21 protein-coding genes are annotated in these 18,186 nt (G+C 73.1%); 8 read left to right on the top strand and 13 right to left on the bottom strand.

Annotated features, from left to right (window positions below):
* Positions 1–60: 60 nt before the first annotated feature.
* The 3 genes from OEB99_RS00190 to OEB99_RS00180 form a co-directional block, all read right to left on the bottom strand.
* Positions 61–549: a methylated-DNA--[protein]-cysteine S-methyltransferase gene (locus OEB99_RS00190; protein WP_263508261.1), complete on the bottom strand. Its 489-nt coding sequence runs from the start codon at positions 547–549 to the stop codon at positions 61–63.
* Positions 546–983, bottom strand: a complete 438-nt coding sequence (locus OEB99_RS00185; protein ID WP_263507546.1) for a YdeI/OmpD-associated family protein — start codon at positions 981–983, stop codon at positions 546–548. Before OEB99_RS00185 ends, OEB99_RS00190 begins: the two co-directional genes overlap by 4 nt.
* Positions 984–1,248: 265 nt before the next feature.
* On the bottom strand, positions 1,249–2,193 hold the full coding sequence (locus OEB99_RS00180; RefSeq protein ID WP_263507544.1) for an EamA family transporter: 945 nt from the start codon (positions 2,191–2,193) through the stop codon (positions 1,249–1,251).
* Positions 2,194–2,263: 70 nt separating this feature from the next.
* Between OEB99_RS00180 and OEB99_RS00175 the strand changes: the two genes are divergently transcribed.
* Positions 2,264–2,716 carry a helix-hairpin-helix domain-containing protein gene (locus tag OEB99_RS00175; protein WP_263507543.1) on the top strand — a complete coding sequence of 151 codons (453 nt, stop codon included), beginning with the start codon at positions 2,264–2,266 and terminating at the stop codon, positions 2,714–2,716.
* On the opposite strand, the gene OEB99_RS00170 is transcribed toward OEB99_RS00175, so the two are convergent.
* Both OEB99_RS00170 and OEB99_RS00165 read right to left on the bottom strand, forming a co-directional pair.
* The gene (locus tag OEB99_RS00170; protein WP_263507541.1) at positions 2,713–3,177 is read right to left on the bottom strand and encodes a hypothetical protein; all 465 of its coding nucleotides are present in this window, start codon (positions 3,175–3,177) and stop codon (positions 2,713–2,715) included. The two genes, OEB99_RS00175 and OEB99_RS00170, sit on opposite strands and share 4 nt — an antisense overlap.
* Entirely contained in the window at positions 3,174–3,635 is a 462-nt protein-coding gene (locus tag OEB99_RS00165; RefSeq protein ID WP_263507539.1) for a hypothetical protein, read from the bottom strand. Before OEB99_RS00165 ends, OEB99_RS00170 begins: the two co-directional genes overlap by 4 nt.
* Positions 3,636–3,713: 78 nt before the next feature.
* Between OEB99_RS00165 and OEB99_RS00160 the strand changes: the two genes are divergently transcribed.
* The 3 genes from OEB99_RS00160 (at position 3,714) to OEB99_RS00150 (ending at position 6,640) form a co-directional block, all read left to right on the top strand.
* On the top strand, positions 3,714–4,007 hold the full coding sequence (locus OEB99_RS00160) for a hypothetical protein (RefSeq protein ID WP_263507538.1): 294 nt from the start codon (positions 3,714–3,716) through the stop codon (positions 4,005–4,007).
* Positions 4,008–4,143: 136 nt separating this feature from the next.
* Entirely contained in the window at positions 4,144–5,820 is a 1,677-nt protein-coding gene (locus tag OEB99_RS00155; RefSeq protein WP_263507537.1) for a choice-of-anchor I family protein, read from the top strand.
* Positions 5,821–6,268: 448 nt separating this feature from the next.
* A complete protein-coding gene (locus tag OEB99_RS00150) occupies positions 6,269–6,640 on the top strand; it encodes a hypothetical protein (RefSeq protein WP_263507536.1) in 372 nt (123 codons plus the stop codon).
* 100 nt (positions 6,641–6,740) lie between these two features.
* On the opposite strand, the gene OEB99_RS00145 is transcribed toward OEB99_RS00150, so the two are convergent.
* From OEB99_RS00145 to OEB99_RS00130, 4 genes are all read right to left on the bottom strand, one after another.
* Complete coding sequence (locus OEB99_RS00145) at positions 6,741–7,235, bottom strand: hypothetical protein (protein ID WP_263507534.1); 495 nt, start codon at positions 7,233–7,235, stop codon at positions 6,741–6,743.
* A gap of 130 nt (positions 7,236–7,365) precedes the next feature.
* A complete protein-coding gene (locus OEB99_RS00140) occupies positions 7,366–7,752 on the bottom strand; it encodes a DUF2237 family protein (RefSeq protein ID WP_263507533.1) in 387 nt (128 codons plus the stop codon).
* Positions 7,753–7,756: 4 nt separating this feature from the next.
* A complete protein-coding gene (locus OEB99_RS00135; RefSeq protein ID WP_263507532.1) occupies positions 7,757–9,433 on the bottom strand; it encodes an HNH endonuclease signature motif containing protein in 1,677 nt (558 codons plus the stop codon).
* Positions 9,434–9,523: 90 nt separating this feature from the next.
* A complete protein-coding gene (locus OEB99_RS00130; RefSeq protein ID WP_411910638.1) occupies positions 9,524–10,936 on the bottom strand; it encodes an MDR family MFS transporter in 1,413 nt (470 codons plus the stop codon).
* A 151-nt stretch (positions 10,937–11,087) separates the two neighbouring features.
* Between OEB99_RS00130 and OEB99_RS00125 the strand changes: the two genes are divergently transcribed.
* Both OEB99_RS00125 and OEB99_RS00120 read left to right on the top strand, forming a co-directional pair.
* Positions 11,088–12,923 (top strand): MFS transporter, encoded by a 1,836-nt coding sequence (locus OEB99_RS00125; RefSeq protein WP_263507531.1) that lies wholly within the window; start codon positions 11,088–11,090, stop codon positions 12,921–12,923.
* A 4-nt stretch (positions 12,924–12,927) separates the two neighbouring features.
* Complete coding sequence (locus OEB99_RS00120; protein WP_263507530.1) at positions 12,928–13,371, top strand: MarR family winged helix-turn-helix transcriptional regulator; 444 nt, start codon at positions 12,928–12,930, stop codon at positions 13,369–13,371.
* Between the two features lie 10 nt (positions 13,372–13,381).
* On the opposite strand, the gene OEB99_RS00115 is transcribed toward OEB99_RS00120, so the two are convergent.
* On the bottom strand, positions 13,382–13,753 hold the full coding sequence (locus OEB99_RS00115) for a hypothetical protein (RefSeq protein ID WP_263507529.1): 372 nt from the start codon (positions 13,751–13,753) through the stop codon (positions 13,382–13,384).
* A gap of 131 nt (positions 13,754–13,884) precedes the next feature.
* Complete coding sequence (locus tag OEB99_RS00110; RefSeq protein ID WP_263507528.1) at positions 13,885–14,859, bottom strand: ADP-ribosylglycohydrolase family protein; 975 nt, start codon at positions 14,857–14,859, stop codon at positions 13,885–13,887.
* A 194-nt stretch (positions 14,860–15,053) separates the two neighbouring features.
* Here OEB99_RS00110 and OEB99_RS00105 point away from each other — a divergent pair, with 194 nt between their 5' ends.
* Entirely contained in the window at positions 15,054–15,278 is a 225-nt protein-coding gene (locus OEB99_RS00105; RefSeq protein WP_263507527.1) for a hypothetical protein, read from the top strand.
* 132 nt (positions 15,279–15,410) lie between these two features.
* Positions 15,411–15,683: a hypothetical protein gene (locus tag OEB99_RS00100; RefSeq protein ID WP_263507526.1), complete on the top strand. Its 273-nt coding sequence runs from the start codon at positions 15,411–15,413 to the stop codon at positions 15,681–15,683.
* On the opposite strand, the gene OEB99_RS00095 is transcribed toward OEB99_RS00100, so the two are convergent.
* Together OEB99_RS00095 and OEB99_RS00090 are read right to left on the bottom strand one after the other, a co-directional pair.
* Positions 15,680–16,915 (bottom strand): phosphotransferase, encoded by a 1,236-nt coding sequence (locus OEB99_RS00095; protein WP_263507525.1) that lies wholly within the window; start codon positions 16,913–16,915, stop codon positions 15,680–15,682. The genes OEB99_RS00100 and OEB99_RS00095 overlap by 4 nt on opposite strands.
* A 30-nt stretch (positions 16,916–16,945) precedes the next feature.
* Positions 16,946–18,064, bottom strand: coding sequence for a DNA glycosylase AlkZ-like family protein (locus OEB99_RS00090; RefSeq protein ID WP_263507524.1), 1,119 nt, complete (start codon positions 18,062–18,064; stop codon positions 16,946–16,948).
* Between the last annotated feature and the right edge of the window lie 122 nt (positions 18,065–18,186).

Here is an 18,186-nt window from a genome sequence, read left to right as displayed (position 1 = left end):
GACGCCGGGGCCGCATCGTGCTGCGCCCGGGCGGCGATCGACGCCCACCGCCGGCGATCCTCAGAGCAGTGCCGACCCCTCGAGCGCGAGCAGGGTCTCCTTGCGTTCCACCCCGCCGCCGAATCCGGTGAGCCCGCCGTCAGCGCCGATCACCCGGTGACACGGCAGCACGATCACGATCGGGTTCTGGCCGAGTGCGACCCCGACCGCCCGGGCGGACGCGCCGACACGCGCGGCGAGCTCTCCGTAGGTGATCGTGGTGCCGTACGGCACGTCGGCGAGAGCGCGCCAGACCGAGCGCTGGAACTCGCTGCCGCGTGGCGCGAGGGGCAGCGCGAACTCCTCGCGTTCGCCCGCGAAGTACTCGGCGAGCTGCCGCGCGGTCTCGTCCAGCAGCGCTTCTTCGAGCGGCGACTCCTCGGGTGCGGACGCGGCCGCGGTGCGCGCGGCCTCGGCCTGCTCGGGCCCGAGGAACGTGATCCGGCGCACGCGGGGGCCGTCGGCCTCGAGCAGCAGGGGGCCGACACCGCTCGCGACGACGCGTCTCAGGGTGATGACTCCAGCTTCGTGATCGCTGCGGCGATCCGCCGGCTCCGGGTCTCCGGCTTCTTCGCCGCCTCGACGGCACGCACGTGCTCCTTGCGGTGCGAGGGTGCGAGCCGCTGCCACGCGTCGCTCGCGGTCGGCGAGGCTGCGATCGCAGCCGCGAGGTCCTCGGGTACCTCGACGGTTCGGGGCGCGGTGTCGGCCGTGAGGTGGACCAGGACTTCGTCACCCGCCGCAACGCCGGCTGCTGTCCGGTGCGCGGCGCTCAGCGGGATGAGGGCGCGACCGCCTCGCGTGCCGAATGTGGTGCGGAACTCGTGGCCGCCGACCGCGACGACGACGGCGGCCCGCTTGCCGAGCTCGCGCACGACCTGATCCGGGACCGGGATGCCGGTGGTGCTGCCGCCGGTTGCCTCCACGACGCTGCCGAACTCCATCTCGCCTCCTCGTGGCGTCAGTTCAGCACACCCCGCCGACACCTGTGCGCCCCGACGAGACCCGCCGAGGCTGCGACTCCGGTGCGCCGGAGCTCTGATCTGCCGAAACTGCGGGCCTGGTGCGCCCGGACCCCGACCAGCCGGTTTCGCGGCCCTGGTGCGCCCGGACCCCGACCAGCCGGTTTCGCGGCCCCGGTGCGGCCGAACCCGACCAGCCGGTTTCGCCGCCCCGGTGCGGCCGGACCCCGACCAGCGGACTCCGCCGTTACGGCGCAAGCTCCGGGACGGCGCCGACGACCTCGACCGGTCGCGCCTCCCCGAGCCGCACCACCACGACGCCGGCGACCACGAGGATGCCGCCGAGCAGCTGGATCGGACGGGGCACCTCACCGAGCACGAGCCAGGCCGCCAGGATCGCCGCGAGCACCTCGGTGAGGGCGACGAAGCTCGCCAGCCTCGAGCCGAGGCGCCGAGCCGCGGCGATGCCGGTGGTGTACGCGACGGCCGCCGAGACCACGCCCAGCGCGAGCACCGGCACCCAGAACGCCACGGTTCGGTCGTTGTAGACCGCGTCGGCGGTGCTGGCCGTCATCGGCAACAGCCCGATGGCCCCGAGCGTGCCCAGCGTCGCGGCGCCGACCAGCAGACCGCCGCCGGCGAGCGTCAGCGGTGGCAGAGCCGTGTCCGCGGACAGCACGAAGTACGTCGCGGCGCCGACCATCGCGCCCAGGGCCCATGCGACACCGGCCGGGGACACCGCTCCGAGGTTCAGGACGAGGAGCAGGCCCACCCCGGCGAGCGCCGCCCCGCCGATCGTCAGACCGGTCGGTCGCTGCCGGTGCCGGAACCACATCCACAGCACGACCGCGGCCGGTGCGGTGTACTCGATCAGCAGCGCGGGGCCCACCTGCATGTACTGCACGGCCGCGAAGTAGCAGAACTGAGCGCCCGCCACGGCAAGGACTCCGTACAGCAGCACGACGCCGAGGTTCGCGCGCAGCAGCCGCCACTGACCGCGCAGCGCGATCAACCCTGCCGGCGCCACGATGAGCGCCGCGACGAGAACTCGAACGAGCGTTGCCGCACCGGGTGACCAGCCGGTGTCGAGTAGGCCGCGTGCGAGTGTGCCGGAGGTGCCGAACGAGACGGACGACACCAGCGCGAACGTCAGGCCGCTCGCGAGTCGGGTGCCGTGCGCGGTGGGTGGCATGGCGCGAACGGTAGTGCGTGCGCGGCGTCGCTCCAGCACGTGTCCTGCAGTCGGATGGTTGGATTGGTGCATGGCACGTCATCGCCGCGGCTGGTTCATCCTGCTCCTCGTCCTGATCGGAGGGGGTGCCGCGTGGGCGTGGCGCGTCCTGCGGGACGACGACGCGTGGACGGAGGTCGGTCACGAGCCCTGGGAGCCGGTGCCGTCCCCGGAGCCCGCGCCCGAGCCCACCGCCGACGCAGAGCCCGCGCCCGAGCCTTCGCCTTCGCCCGGCCCGGCTCCGACCGAGCCTGCGTCGTCCGCTTCCCCGGCCCCCGCCGAGCCTGCGTCGGCCGATGACCTCACCCGCATCGAGGGCATCGGACCCAAGATCGGCGCGGCGCTCGTGGCCGCGGGTCTGACGACCTTCGCTGCGCTCGCGGAGGCGGACGAGGACACCCTCCGCGCTGCACTCTCCGCCGCGAACGTGCGGCTCGCGCCGAGCCTGCCGACCTGGTCCGCCCAGGCCCGCGAGCTGATCTAGCGCTTCAGGCTCCACCACCCGGCGTTGTCCTTGAGCTCGCGCAGCGTTCCGACGCCGCGCAGGGCGGCCTGGAGCTCGAACACACCCTCCTCCGGCAGGTGCACCACCGCGAGGTGCCCGCGATCGGTCATCCGGGCGACGCTCGCCTGACCGCTCTCGATCGCCTCGACGGTGTGCACCCAGGCCGCGCACGCGAGCAACCGGGCCCAGTCGTCGTCGTCGGTGACGTGCACGCGTGCGACGGGGTGACCGCGGCGCAGCTGCGCGACCGTCCGCTGCCACGTGGTGCGCGGTTCGACCAGCTCCTCGAACGCCTGGACCGCGTCGGCGGGGGCGCCGGCGAAGTCGTCGTCGATCCGTGCCTCGGCGATCAGTGCGTACGGCCGGATCGTCTCGAGGATGGCGAGCGCGAACGCGTCGGGCGAACCGGTCGCGGTGCAGGCGTACCAGGCGCGGGTCACGACACCACCTCGTCGGAGAGGACCGTGACGGTCAGCTCGGGGTCGTCGCCCGTGCGGTGCTCGTAGAGGACCGGCATGCCGGGGCGGCCCACGTCGAACCAGTAGGTCATGACCTTCTCTCCGGTGACCGTGTACCGGTCGCACAGCAGCTCGCCGAGCGGCGTGGTGAGCAGCACCCGCTCGTGCTCGGTGCGGTCGGCGGGGAACGAGCCGTGCATCTGGAGCTCGACCCAGGTCGCGTCGGTGCGCTCAGCAGGTGTGCGGCTGCCGTCGGGTCGCTCGGCCCAGCTCTCGATGACGCAGCCGCCCTCGTCGACCTCGTCGAAGCGGTTGACCTGTCGTTGCGGCGGCTCGCCCGCCTGCTCGACGAGCATCCGCAGGGTGCGCCCGGCGGGGCAGGCGTGCTTGATCTGCTCCGCGGTGAACGGTGTCGGCAAGGAGGTGGCGCCGGGCTGCATGGCTCAAGCCTGGCGCGCCACGGGTCCGGACGCCAAGCCCGCGGCCGGTCAGTCGCATGCTCGGGCTACCGTTCCGGGGTGCCGTCCTACCGTGTCGTGATGGCGCTCGGGCTGATGCACGCCGGCGCCGACCCTGCCGACGTGCTGCCTGCGGCGTCCGCTGCGGCGCGCGAGCACACTGCGGTCGAGGCGGCAGACATCGGGATCGTCCGCGGCGCCCCGCGCGTGACGGTGCGGTTCGAGGCGGGCGACGACGCGAGCGCCGCGGGAGTCGCGCGCGCCGTCGTCGATCGCACCGAGGAGCTCGTCGAGGTCGAGGTCGCGCGGGTCACGCGCCGTTGGGGCTCGCGCTGGAGCCCGCTGGGTCGCTGACGAGTCGGCACCGGCAGCCGTCGGGTCGCCGACTGTTCGGCAGTCGTTCGGCATCCCGACACCGGGCAGCAAGATCGGCCGACACCTGGCCGCCCTACGTTCGCAGCGTCCCTCCCCCTCCTCGAGGAGAGCCCTGATGCGATCCGTTCTTCGCCGGGCCGGTGTCGGCCTCGGCAGTGTTGCTCTGTGCGTGGGGGGTGCCGGTGTCGCGTCCGCGGCCGACCCGGTGCCTGACCCGATCACGTACTCCGCGCCCGGTGCGCGGCTGGCCGTCACTCCCACCGCGTCGTACGAGACCGGGATCTTCGACGAGTCCGCGCAGGAGATCGTCGCGTACCACGCGCGCACGAACCGGCTGTTCACCGTCAACGCCCAGCTCGGTCGGATCGAGGTGATCGACGCGTCGGCCATGTCCAAGGTCGGCGAGATCGACACCGCGGGGGTCGAGGCGGCGGACGGCTCGAGCATCCCGGCGGGGGCGGTCGCGAACTCGGTCGCGGTCCGCACGGACGGTCTCGGCGTGATCGCTGTGGAGTCGAGCGTCAAGACCGATCCGGGCTGGCTGGTGCTGTTCGACGCGTCGCGGCTCCGCGTGCTCGGTGCGCTGCGGGTCGGTGCGCTGCCGGACATGGTGGCGCTCTCCGACAACGGTCGCGTCGCGGTCGTCGCGAACGAGGCGGAGCCGAGCGACGACTACGCCGTGGACCCGGAAGGCAGCGTGTCGGTGGTCCGCCTCCCGGCGTCGGTGCGGCACCTGCACGTGCGGCAGTCGATGGTGCGCACGGCGGACTTCCACGCGTTCGAGGACGCGCTGCCGGACGGGGTGCGGGTGTTCGGACCCGAGGTGAACACGGAGTTCCCCGTGTCGGCCAACCTCGAGCCGGAGTATGTCGCGATCTCCGGCTCGACGGCGTACGTGACCTTGCAGGAGAACAACGCGATCGCCGTGGTGGACCTCGCGCGTGCGAAGGTGACCCGGATCATGCCCCTCGGCTACAAGGACTGGGGCACCACGCCGCTCGACCCCTCCGACAAGGACGGTGTGGTCGACCTGCGCACGTTCGACGGCCTGCGCGGCCTGTACATGCCCGACTCGATCGCGACCTACACGGTGCGTGGCCGGACCTACCTGGTCACGGCGAACGAGGGCGACGCCCGCGAGTGGGGCGACTACGTCGAGGGGGCACGGGTCAAGGACCTCGGCGACGACGGCCTCGCGCCGATCTGCGCGGACTCGCCGCTGGCCGGCCTGACCGGGAACGCGGACCTCGGCAGGCTGAACGTCACGACCGCGTCCGGCCTGTCGGCGGACGGCACGTGCTACGAGAACCTCTACACGTTCGGTGCGCGGAGCTTCTCGATCTGGACCACCGACGGCGAGCTCGTCTACGACTCCGGTTCGGAGTTCGAAGAGGTGACCGCAGCGGCGATCCCGGACTTCTTCAACTCCAACCACACCGAGTCGGGCTTCGAGAACCGTTCGGACGACAAGGGCCCCGAGCCCGAGGGCGTCTCGGTCGGCAAGGTCGGTGGCCGCACGTACGCCTTCGTCGGGTTCGAGAGAGTCGGCGGCGTGATCGTCTACGACGTGACCGACCCGCGGCACGCGAGCTTCGTCACCTACGTCAACAACCGCGACTTCTCGGTCTCGGTCGAGGACGGCGGTGCGCTCGCCGCCGCCGGTGACCTGGGCCCCGAGGGTGTGACGTTCCTGCCCGCGGGCGCGTCACCGAGCCGGCGTCCGATGCTGGCCGTGGCGAACGAGGTCTCCGGCACCACCACGTTGTTCTCGGTGGAGACCTCGAGGCACTGAGCGCCGAGCGCTGAGCGAGTGGGCGGCGGAGGACTCTCCGTCGCCCACTCGGGTGCGTTGGCGGGTGGGCTCGGGTGCGTTGGCCGGTGGTGGCGGGTGGGCTCGGGTGCGTTGGCCGGTGGTGGCTGGTGGGCTCGGGTGCGTTGGCCGGTGGTGGCTGGTGGGCTCGGGTGCGTTGGCCGGTGGTGGCTGGTGGGCTCGGGTGCGTTGGCCGGTGGTGGCCGGTGGGCCCGCGTGTCTTGGCCGGTGGGCTCGGTGCCGTGATGTGTCGGCGCACTGGAGTGCCGGTGGTCTCGGCGCCTGGCGCGGGGTCGTGGGCTCCGGCGCCGAGGTGAGCCGGCCTGCCGTGGTCGCGTGGCGACACTCGCCCGGTGGTGCCGTGGGCCGTCGGCGTGATCGCGCGCGGAACGGCTCCTGCGCCGACGCGGTGGACGCCAGGATGTACGCCATGTGGCATCGGGTGGCGGCAGTGGGCGCGGGTCTGGTCGCAGCATCGGCGATCGGCGGCGCGATCGGGTTGGCCACCGGCGCGGATCCCTACCTGGTCGGCCTGCACGACCGTCTGCCGTTGCAGTCCCCGGTGCTCGGCGGGGTGCTGCTGACCGCGGCAGTCGGGGCGCCCTACTCGGCGCTGGCCGCGCGGACCTGGCGCCGCGACGAGCGCTCGGGCCTGACAGCCGTCGTGGCGGGTGTCGCGATGGTCGGGTGGCTGTGCGCCGAGGCGGCCTGGCTGCGCGAGGTCAGCACCACGGAGCTCGTGTTCGGCACGGTCGGCCTCGCGACGGCAGCGCTCGGAGTACGGGCCGCGCGACCCAGGTGAGGGCGGCGGCCGGCCGCCGAGCGAGGGCGGTAGGGGCGGCGAACGGGGACGCGAGAGGGCGGCCCGACGCGGGCGATGCGGGTGACGCGGGCGCGTCGGCTCAGGGGATCGCGATGCCCAGGTAGCCGAAGCGCATGAAGTCCAGCCACGGCGTGACGACCATGGCCGAGATCGCGCTGAAGATGAGCCCCGAGAACAGGGCGAGCAGGAACGCCCAGCCTCCGGTGAGACGCCAGGGGCGCGTGTACGCCGGGCTCTCCTGCCAGACGGGCACCGGCTCGACCAGCAGGAACACCACGGTCATCGGCCCGACGCCGAGCAGCCAGAACCACGCCCACTTCGTGGCCCACCGCGGCTGTGGCCCGGTGATCAGCAGCACGAGCGTGACGAGTCCGGCGAGGCCCGCCCACCCGACGTGCCATCCGCCGCTGGCGAGCGCCTGCTCGCGGAGGGTGTCCGACACCCACGCGAGGGCGAGCACCGCCGCGAGCAGCAGGCGAAGCACGCGCATGCCGCCGCTCTGCTGCGGGACGAGCACCACGGGTGCGTACGGCGCCGGGTATGACGCCGGCGCTGGGTACGACGGATTGGGCATCGGCGGCTGGTTCGGCATGGTCTCCCCCTGACCGGGTCACTCCCGGTTCACCGGAGATTCTCCCCTGTGTGACCTGCCCGCCGAAGCCAATTGGGCCCAGGTGGCGAGCGCCGACCGAGTGAACGGTGCGTCAGACGAGACTGCTCGGGTCCTCGGGGACGTCGACGGCGTAGAGCTGCAGCACCTCGATGGGGACCACCTCGAGGGTCCGCTCGTGGGTTGCGGCGAGCACCACGGGTGCCGCCGCGCCGTCGGCGTGAGCACGGAGCCAGTTGCGGGCCGTGACGCACCAGCGATCTCCCGGGACCAGTCCCGGGAAGCGGTACTGGGGTGCCGGGGTGACGAGGTCGTTCCCGATCGATCGCTGATGGGCGAGGAACTCGGCGGTCACCACGGCGCACACTGTGTGGCTGCCGATGTCCTCGGGTCCGGTCTGGCAGCTGCCGTCACGGTAGAAGCCGGTGAGGGGGTCCACCCCGCACAGCTCGAGCTCACCACCGAGCACGTTGCGCGCCATGCCTTCAGTATCGCCACGCCGCAACACCTGACGTCAGTGATCGCGGCAATCCCGACGCCCGAGTCGACGGTCTCTTCTGTGGGCGTGGTCCGCCCCATGGTGCGGGTCTCGGACCGGGACCGCGTGCGGCGGCTCGCGGCCCTGAGTTCGCGCTGGGGAGTCCGTCAGCACTCGCCGCGCGAGTGACCGCAGCCGTGCGGGGTGGATCGTCCGCGCTGGTCGGCAGGACCGTCTCCCGCTCGGAGCGAGCCGCCGCCTCGACGTCGATGCTGATCGCGGTGCCGTCGTGGCGGCGGAACTCCCAGGCCGACCCGACGCGGGCGATCCGGATGCCGCGGCGGTGGACGAGGTCGTGGTGGTACCAGCACAGCAGGATCCCGTTCGCGACCGACGTCTCGCCGAGGTGGAGCCAGGACAGCACGTGGTGCACCTCGCCGAGGCTCGGCGGCGCGCCGCACCCCGGGTATCGGCACGAGTGGTCGCGGGCGATGACCGCGAGGCGCTGCTGGCCGCTGTAGGTGCGCTTGGCGCGACCGACGTCGAGCACGGCGGAGTCCGGGCCGAACACGACCCGCGTGATCGCCGAGTCGCAGGCCAGGCGCGCGAGCAGGACCGGCGAGATCGCGCGGCCGTCGGACAGCTCGGCCGGTTCGGCGTCGTCGAACGGATGGGCCACGGATCCGGTGTCGCCCGGCGCGCCGGCGACAGCCCCTGCGCCGTCGAACGAACCTGACGCCGCCCGTGCGTGGTCGAACGAACCTGACACCGCCCGTGCGTGGTCGAACGAACCCGTCACCGCCCCTGCGCCGTCGAACGAACCCGCCACCGCCCCGACGTCGGTCGTGGCCCTGTCGGCCTCGAGGCGCTGCAACGTCTCGAACGGGACGTGCACGAGGAGCTGGGGCCGGACCTGCTGGCCGCCGCCGGCCAGACCTCTGTCGAGGACGAGGCGTGCGGCGTCGGTCAACGCAGCGGCCTGGCGCTCTTCGCGGGAGCGGGTGTCGCCCTGGGACGGCACGCCTGCGACGGCCCGCAGCGCGATCGCGAGGGCCTCGCCGTGCTCGGCGGTCAGGAAGCCCTTGAGTGCCATGCCGTCGTGCTGGCGCGCGAGGGTCAGGTACTCCTTGGCGCACGCGGCGTCGTGCTCGGCGTCGGCGGCGGCGGCGTCGACCCGGGTGGCCCAGCGGTCGACCTCGCGGCGGAACCCGTCGACCGACATGGTCGCCGCCTGGGTCAGCAGGAAGCCCTCGTTGCGATCCGGGTCCGGTGAGGTGAGAGCCGCCTGTCGCGCCGGGGACGATGCCGCGCGGCGGGCCAGCACCTGAGCGTGCTCGAGCGACAGCTCACCGGACATGACCGCCGCCGAGGTCCGCGGCAGGACGTCGAGCGTGTGGCCGAGCTCGACCTGCCGCCGGACGGCGCCTGCTGACGCCGTGCGCTTGCGGGCCTCCCACTCGCCGAAGGTTCGCGCGCCACCGGCCGACCAACGGCCATCGGATTCGACCCGTGCGAGCACGCGCGCGGCGAAGGCCTGGAGCTGGCCGGTCGCGCGGTGCAGCTCGGCGTGGAGCGCCGGGCCGGACGAGCCGTCCACGCCGGACAGGTCGGCGGCGACGAGCTCGGTGATCTCCGCGCGCAGATGCGCGATCCGCTCGACGAGCTCCGCTGACGACCCGCTCACCCCATCACCCCCTTCGAACAAGTGTACGAGAGATCGCCTCCCGTCAAGGGCTCCGAGGTGAATCTGTGGACAACTGCGCGGGCACTGCGCCTACCCCCCGACGCGCCCGTCCTTCGGCATCGCCGCGGCCCACGCCGCGATCAGCACCGCGACCCCGGCGACTGCCCAGAACGCCGCCGTCGCCGCCTGCCCGAACAGCGCGGGGTCCGCCTCGGCCGCGGTGCCGCGCATGATCCCGTTGACCAGCGCCCCGAGCACCGCCACGCCCACGGAGCTGCCGACCGACCGGGCGAACATGTTGGCTCCGGTGACCACGCCGCGCTCGCCCCACTCGACGCTGGCCTGTGCGGCCACCAGCGACGGCGCCGCCACGAAGCCGAGCCCGGCGCCGAGCGTGAAGCACGCGACCCCGGTCCACAGGACCGACGGCGTGCGGGAGAGCAGCGCGAGCGAGATCGACGCCACCACGATCGTCGCCGACCCGATCAGCACCGTGCGCCGGAACCCGATCCGCAGGTACACCCGCCCCACCTGGGACGCGGCGATCGGCCAGCCGATGGTGAGCGTCGCCAGGGTCAGCCCGGACACGAGCGGCGTCACCGCGAGCGTCGCCTCGAGGAAGGTCGGCACGTAGGTCGTCACACCCATCAGCACGGCCCCGACGCCGAGCGCGATGGCGCCGGTGGTCGCGAGCAGCCGGCGGGACAGCACCCAGACCGGCAGCACCGGTTCGTCGGCACGCCGCTCGACCAGGGCGAACGCGGCGAGCAGCGCGGCCCCGAGCCCGTACCCGCCGATGCTCTGCCAGGAGTCCCACGCCCAGGACTGGCCGCCCTCGAGCGTCGCGAGGATCAGCAGGCTCAGCGCGGCGGTGAGCAGCGCACCGCCGAGCCAGTCGATCCGGTGCGAGCGGTGCTCGACCTGCTCGTGGAACCGGCCGATCAGCAGCCAGGTCGCGACGAGCCCCACCGGCAGGTTGACGAAGAAGATCCACTGCCAGGTCAGGTACTGGGAGAACACGCCGCCGAGCGTGGGGCCGATCACCGCGGAGACGCCCCACACGCTCGCGATGTACCCCTGGACCCGGGCGCGCTCCGCGACCGTGTAGATGTCGCCGACGATGGTCATGGACATCGGCTGGACGGCGCCGGCGCCGAGCCCCTGGACCGCGCGGAAGACGATCAGCCAGGTCATCGTGGGTGCGAACCCGCACAGCACGGACCCGGTCACGAACAGCCCGACCCCGAGCAGGATGATCGGCTTGCGGCCGATGGTGTCGGCGAGCTTGGAGTAGATCGGGACCGTGACGGCCTGGGTGAGCAGGTAGATCGAGAACAGCCAGGGGAAGCTCGTGAAGCCGCCGAGGTCGGCGACGATCGTCGGCACCGCGGTCGCCAGGATCGTCGAGTCGATCGCGATGAGCCCGGTGGTCGTCATGAGCGCGATGAGCACCGGCCCGCGCTCGGACCGGAAGCCCACCTGCGCATGGCTCGCGACGCTCACGTGCCGCAATCTAGGGCCGCGCCGACCCCTGCGCTTTGTCACGCCGCGAGTCCGTGCGTAAAGTAGTTGCTACTTAGCAACTTTCTCGGCCGGCGCCTGTGCTTCAGCGCCGAACTCCGGACCGCGGCCGACAGTTCCCACGGAGCACCGGATGAGCACCAGGACGCCCAGCATCACCTCCGACCACCCGCGCTACCGGTGGGTGGCGCTCAGCAACACGACGCTCGGCATGCTGATGGCCACGATCAACTCGTCGATCGTGCTGATCTCGCTGCCGGCGATCTTCTCCGGCATCGGGCTCGACCCGCTCGGGGCGGGCAACGTCAGCTACCTGCTGTGGATGCTGATGGGCTACATGCTCGTCACCGCGGTGCTCGTGACGAGCTTCGGGCGGCTCGGCGACCTGTTCGGGCGCGTGAAGATCTACAACCTCGGCTTCGTCGTGTTCACCGTCGGCTCGATCGCGCTGGCGCTGGTGCCCTGGCAGGGCGAGGCCGGCGCGATGTGGCTGATCGGCTGGCGACTCGTCCAGGGCGTCGGCGGCGCGATGCTGTTCGCGAACTCGACCGCGATCCTCACCGACGCGTTCCCGGCGCACCGGCGCGGCATGGCGCTCGGGATCAACCAGGTCGCGGCGATCGCGGGCAGCTTCCTCGGGCTGCTGATCGGCGGGGTGCTCGCGGTGATCGACTGGCGTGCGGTGTTCATCGTCAGCGTGCCGATCGGCGTTCTCGGGACGATCTGGTCCTACCGGTCGCTGCACGAGGTGCAGCGCCCGCGCGCCGCGGTGCGGCTCGACTGGGCCGGCAACGTGACGTTCGCGGTAGGCCTGACCTCCGTGCTGCTCGGGTTCACCTACGGCATCCAGCCGTACGGGTCGGCGGCGACCGGGTGGACGAACCCGTGGGTGCTGACCGGGATCCTCGGCGGCCTGGCGATGCTGACCCTGTTCGTCGCGATCGAGCTGCGGGTGCCGCAGCCCATGCTCGACATGCGCCTGTTCCGGATCCGCGCGTTCTCGATGGGCAACCTCGCGGGACTGCTCGCCGCGATCGGGCGCGGCGGGCTGCAGTTCATGCTGATCATCTGGCTGCAGGGCATCTGGCTGCCGCTGCACGGCTACTCCTACGAGTCGACGCCGCTGTGGGCCGGCATCTACATGCTGCCGATCACCGTCGGCTTCCTGCTCGCCGGGCCGGTGTCCGGGATGCTGTCCGACCGGTTCGGCGCTCGCGGGTTCGCGACCGCAGGGCTGCTGCTCGTGGCGGCGACCTTCGTCGGGCTGGTGCTGCTGCCGGTGAACTTCGACTACTGGCAGTTCGCGATCCTGTCCGGGCTCAGCGGGATCGGGTCCGGCATGTTCGGGGCGCCCAACCGCTCGGCGATCATGAACGCGGTGCCCGCCGGCGACCGGGGCGCAGCGTCCGGGGTCGCCGGGACCGTGCAGAACGCCGGGTCGGCGCTGTCGATCGGCGTGTTCTTCTCGCTGATGATCGTGGGCCTCGCGCGGTCGCTGCCCCAGGCGCTCACCGCCGGGCTCACCTCGCACGGTGTGAGCGACGCGATCGCGGGGCAGATCGCGAGCCTCCCACCGGTCGGCTCGATGTTCGCGGCGTTCCTCGGCTACAACCCGATCCAGACGCTGCTCGGCCCGACCGGGGTGCTCGACACGCTCGACCCGTCCGACGCGGCCGCGCTCACCGGCAAGGAGTTCTTCCCGCAGCTGATCTCCGGGCCGTTCCACGACGGGCTCGTCGTCGTGTTCGCGGTCGCTGCGCTGCTCTCGCTGATCGGTGCGGTCGCGTCGTTCTCCCGCGGGCGGAAGTTCGTGCACGACGAGGGATCGAGCGCGAACGGTGAGACGGCCGCGGTCGGTGACGTCGTCGCGGACGGCGAGTTCGCCGCCGCGGCACAGGTCGCGGCCGCGTGCGACGCGTCGGGCGCGGCGCCCGCGCGGGAGCCCGATACGGTGCCCGTGGAGGGATGAGCCGATGACCGATGCGCCGGAGACCGTGGACGACCTCGCCTACCGCCTCGCCGCCGCGCTCGGACAGGTGAACCGGCGGCTGCGGCCGATGCACGGCGACCTCTCGCTCGGTCACTTCTCGGCGCTCGCGACGCTGGAGCGCTGGGGGACGCTACGTCCCAGCGACCTCGCTCGGTCCGAGCGGGTCACGCCGCCGGTGATGACCAGGATCGTCGCGCTCCTCGAGGAGCGGGGGCTCGTGATCCGCGAGCCGAGTCCCGAGGACGCGCGGTCGATCCTCGTCGAGATCACCGACGAGGGCCGCCGCGCCGTCGCGCGTGTGCGCACGGAACGCTCGGAGATCGTCGCCGAGCTGCTCGAGGTGCTGTCCGACGGCCAGCGCCAGGCGCTCGACGACGCACTGGGGGCGGTCGAGGCGCTCGCCAGGGAGGCCGGTCGGCTCGCGTGACCCGGCGCGGTCAGGCGGGCTGCCGCAGGCCGGCGTCCCGGTGCGCCGAGGTGGGTGCGCGCAGCACGAGTCCGGTCGCGGCGACGTGCCACCGCGGCGTGCCGAGCGTTCCACGACCTGCGCCGAAGTAGGCGGCGACCGCGTCGGCCGCGGCGGCCGGCGTGCGGAAGACGGCGCCGGCCCACGGGCGGGTCAGGACCCGGAGCTCGAGGTTCGACGGTGTGAAGCGACCCTTCACCGTGTGGCCGGCGATCGAGAGGACGACGTCCTCGACGTGGTGGGCGATCACGGGACGGGGATGCGTCGGGATGCGGCGGCGTGGCGTGACCGCGGGCGCGGGTGAGCTGGACGGCTGACGCGAGTGCGGCTGTGCGCTCGTCATGTCCTCTCCGGTGCTCGGCCCGAGACGCCGTGCGCGGGCGGGCGCGCGGCCTGACTCGAGTCTGGCGGATGTGGCGGCGGTCGATCAATGCCTGCGGCCCGGGCTCCGGACCTCGCCGGACGGCGCCGCCGTCAGAGCGCGAGCAGGGCCCCGCGCGCCCCGAGCTCGATCACGGTCGTCCCTGGCCACCCGTGGACCACCGCGAGCCACTCGTCGGGGATCGCGCCGCGACCGTATCGGGCGCCGACGAGCGCCCCCGCGATCGCTGCCACGGTGTCCGTGTCGTAGCCGCCACGCGCTGCGGCTTCGAGCGTTCGCCGGAGGTGTCCGTGCTCGCCACCCGGCGTGGCCTCCGCCGTTGACGTGATGGCGGCCCAGGCGGCCTGGAGAGCCTCGACCACCCAGCCGTTGTGCCTGAAGTCGGCCGGAGACGAACCCTCGGCGACGTCGAGCCGCTCCGCCCAGATCCAGCGGCGCTGCTCCGGGAGCAGCGTCAGGCCCCGGCGGAGGTCGAGCTCCCCGTGCAGCACCGCGTGCCGGATCGCCGCACACCACAGCACGCAGGCGTCGCCCGCGTCGATGTCGACGTGGGTCAGCTCGCTGACGGTGCGGGCAGCATCGGCCATGGCCGGCTCGTCGTCGAGGTAGGCGAGGGCCACGGGGGCGGTGCGCATCAGCGACCCGTTGCCGGCGGTGCGACCTGTGCGCAGGTGCAGGGCGGTGGCCGCCGCGCTGATCGACCTGGCGGTGACCGAGCCGCCGGTGGCGCCGTCGCGGAGCACCTGGCCGGTCTGGGCGCCGACGTCGGGAGCGTTCGCGGCCCACACGGCCCAGCCGTTCGCGACGTCGTCCAGGCGCTCGGTCAGGGGGACACCGTCGACCTTCGCGTGCTCGGCGGCCTCGAGCAGCACCACCACCATCGAGGTGTCGTCGGTCCACTCTCCCGGCGCCCAGCCGAAGCTCCCGCCGCCGACCATGCCGACCGGCGCATCGGGGCCGAGCGGAGGTGCGAACTCGTAGGGGGCGCCGAGCGCGTCGCCGCACGCCATGCCCATCAGGCAGCCGGCCGCTCGGTCCGCTACGGCGGAGCGGTCGACATCGTCCATCAGATCCTCCGGTGCGTCGCTGGCGCGACCCTATCCGTGGGGGCCGACGCCGGAGACGGTCGACGTCGACCCGAGCGCGGACGCCCAGCCACCCGGCCGCTCCCCAGCCACTTCCCAGGCGCACCTCACGCGGGTCCAAGGTTCGCCGCGTTTCCTGGACTCACCCCACCCAGCGCGGCAGAGCGGAGCGGCCCATGCACCTGGTCCACGTGATCACGACAGACCTCGCTGGGACGATCCAGATGGGGGAGTTCAGCATCAGCGTCCGCGCGCTCATCATGAGCGTCCTCACGATCGCGGTGGTGATGATCGCCCTGACGCTGCCCTTCCCGCACGGCAAGGGCGCGATCACCCCGCACGGCGAGGAGGCGGACGTCGACGGCACGGGGCCCGTCGGGCGGAGCGCGACGCGGCGGTGATCGGGCACGGCGGTGATCGGGCACGGCGGTGATCGGGCACGGCGCTTGTCCGTGATCGGCGATCGGAGGAGACTCCCGGCGTAGATCTGATCTTGGGGGCGCAGGGCGTGGCGGTCGTCGGGGTGGTTGCCGGTGTCGGATAGCGGTGCCGAGCACGGCACGGTCGCGGCGCCGGACGCGAGTGTTCCCGATCCGGACCCGCGGGGATCGTGGCGGCAGCTGCGGTTCCTCGCCAGCCAGGTCCTGGTCTTCGTCATCGCGTTGTCGAACGGGTTCCCCTGGTCGACCGGGACCTGGCAGTTCGCATGGTTCCTGATCGCGGCCGTCTGGCAGGTCGCGGTCCTGGTCATGCTGGTGCAGTGGGTCCGGGTGCGGCTTCACGGTCGGTCGCGCAGACGCCGCTAGCCGACCCCCGCCACCGCCGCCGCCCGGTCGAGCCGGTCGGGGACGTCGGCCCAGTGGTACACGTGCTCGGACGGTTCGATGTTGGCGAGCAGCCAGGCGTAGACCGCGGCGGCCTGGAGCTGGGCGACCTGCCGGACGAGCGCGACAGCGCGCTCCGGGTCGCACCCGGGCACGTCGCGGCGCCATCGTGCGGCCCAGGCCTCGAGGACCGCGGCGCGGTCAGCCTCGGGCGCGCCGCTGATCAGGCCGAGCACGTCGAACGCGGGGTGGCCGAGGAAGCCCTCGCCCCAGTCGAGGAACACCACGCGCTCGCCGTCGAGCAGCGCGTTGCCGGGGTTGTTGTCGCCGTGCGAGAGCGCCGCGGGCAGCCCGCACGCGTCGATCTCGTCGAACGTCCCGGGCAGGCGCTCGAGCAGCTCGCCGGCCGGGTGGTCGCCCACGTGCTGCTCGAGGTGGCCCCGGATCCAGTCGACCATCCGGGCGCCGCGGTGATCGGGGACGCCGAGCGCGAGCAGGTCGTCGGCTGCCTCGGCGCTGATCAGGTGCAGCCCGTGCTGCGCGGCAGCGACCGTCTGCAGCTCGGCGAGGCCGCCGTCGTAGTGGTGCACGCCATCGACGAACCCGAGCAGCTGCCGGCCGTGCTCGCCGGTGGCCAGCGTCCGGGGTCCGAGGTGCGGTGCGTGCTCGCCGAACCACCGCAGCACGGCGAGCTCGGTCTCCTGGTACGGCGGCACCTGCTTGAGCCATGTCACCTGGCCTCGGTCGGTGAGCCGCCAGTGCGCGGCGACGTTCCAGGTGCGCTGCTGCACGGCGTCGAGCCGAGGCGCCCCGAGCGCCTCGCGGGCCCACGCGAGGCTCGCGGCCGGGCCGCCGGGTTCCGCGTAGGGCGCGCGCAGGGGATGCGTGGTCGCGGCCGCGGCGAGCTGTGCCGCGGTCGGTGGTGCGAGCTCAGGCAGAGGTGCGCGGTGCGCGGAGGTGCCGGGGGCCGGGGCCGACGGGTCGACCACCGGTTCGCGCACCTGCGCGAGGTATGTCACCGCACCGCCCGGCGGGCTCGGGCGCTCGTGCTCGATGAGGCGCAGCACGTCGACCGTCAGCCCGTGGCGTCGGGCCACCTCACCGACCACGTCCGACATCTCGATCCAGTACGGCATCGCGACGTCGAACGGCGGCAGGGAGCCGAGCGGCGTCCCGTCGCCGTCGGCGAGCACCACGGTGACCGTGCGCGTCATGCGCCCACCGTACGGGCGCGGGCGGTGCGGTCACTCGTCCCGGGCGAGGTCGAGCTGGAGCCACCGTGCGAGGTCGGCGACCTCGACCTCGACCGCCGCGCGCTCGTCCGGCGCGAGCGAACGGTCCTCGTGCAGTGCGTGCACACGCAGCACGCCAGCCGCGAGGTCGGCCTTCGCGTCGAGCTTGCCGACCAACTCGTCGCCCACGAGCACCGGCAGCGCGTAGTAGCCCCAGCGGCGCTGCGCGGCGGGCTTGTACATCTCGAGCGTGTAGTCGAACTCGAAGAGCTCGGCCATGCGCTTGCGGTCGTAGACCAGCAGGTCGAACGGGGAGAGCAGGGCGGCACGCGAGCCGCCCGACGTCGGCCCGACCGCGTCGAGCACCTCGGGGTCCACCCGCCATCGGCCCCGCACGCCGTCGACCACCGCTTCGATGCCCGCGTCGGCGACGTCGATCGGCTCGTCCTGCTGCTCGGCGGCCTTGGGGCGCGCGATGCCGAGGGTGCCGAGCCGTCGCGCGTCCCGCAGGCGTTGCGCCTCGCCTGCGGGGAGGTCGGGCACGTCGGGGTAGACCCGTTCGGCCAGGTCCCAGAGCCGTTCGCGCCCCTCCCGCCCGGCGACGGCGACCTCGCCGCGGCGGACCAGCTGGCCGAGCATCTGCGTGACGTTCTTGTTGTTGTTCCAGCCGCTGCTGCGCCACGGACGCACGCACGTGTCCGGCAGCTCGCGCGACGGGAGCGGACCGTCGGACCGGAGCAGCTCGAGGATGTCCAGCCGGAAGCCGCGGTTGTCCTCGACCCAGTCGAGCGCGGCCTGCTGCCAGGGCTTGAGCGGCGCACCTTCGCCGCGCCACGCGGCCATCTCGGGCTTCAGGAGCACGACGTCCTCGGCAGGACGCAACGTCCCCTGGAACTCCACGAGCTCCTGGGCGTCCACGGCGTCGGCCAGCTCGCGGGGCTCGAAGGCCGAGCCGCGCCGGCTCCACACCACCAGGTCGGCGCTCGGCGCGATCGCGGAGATCGGGTCGAGGACGAGCAGGCCGAGGCCACGCACCGTGGTGAGCAGGTTCGGCGGGCGGTGCGCGGTGAGCAGCTGGGCCCGGACCGCGACCCGACGTGCGTCGTCCCGGGACAGCCGGAGCGGAGCCATGGCGCGAGGCTACGGCCGGGTGCCGACGCGGGCGCGCGGAGCCGGTGGCCGGCCACACCGCCGCTCGGCTGCGCCCTGCTCGGCCGTGCCACCGACTCCCGCCAAGGGCAGGTGGCACTCCG

The sequence above is a fragment of the Actinotalea endophytica genome (assembly GCF_025717005.1).
GTDB lineage: Bacteria > Actinomycetota > Actinomycetes > Actinomycetales > Cellulomonadaceae > Actinotalea.
Note: the sequence above shows the minus strand (reverse complement) of the source record. Positions and strands in the feature narration are given on the sequence as shown.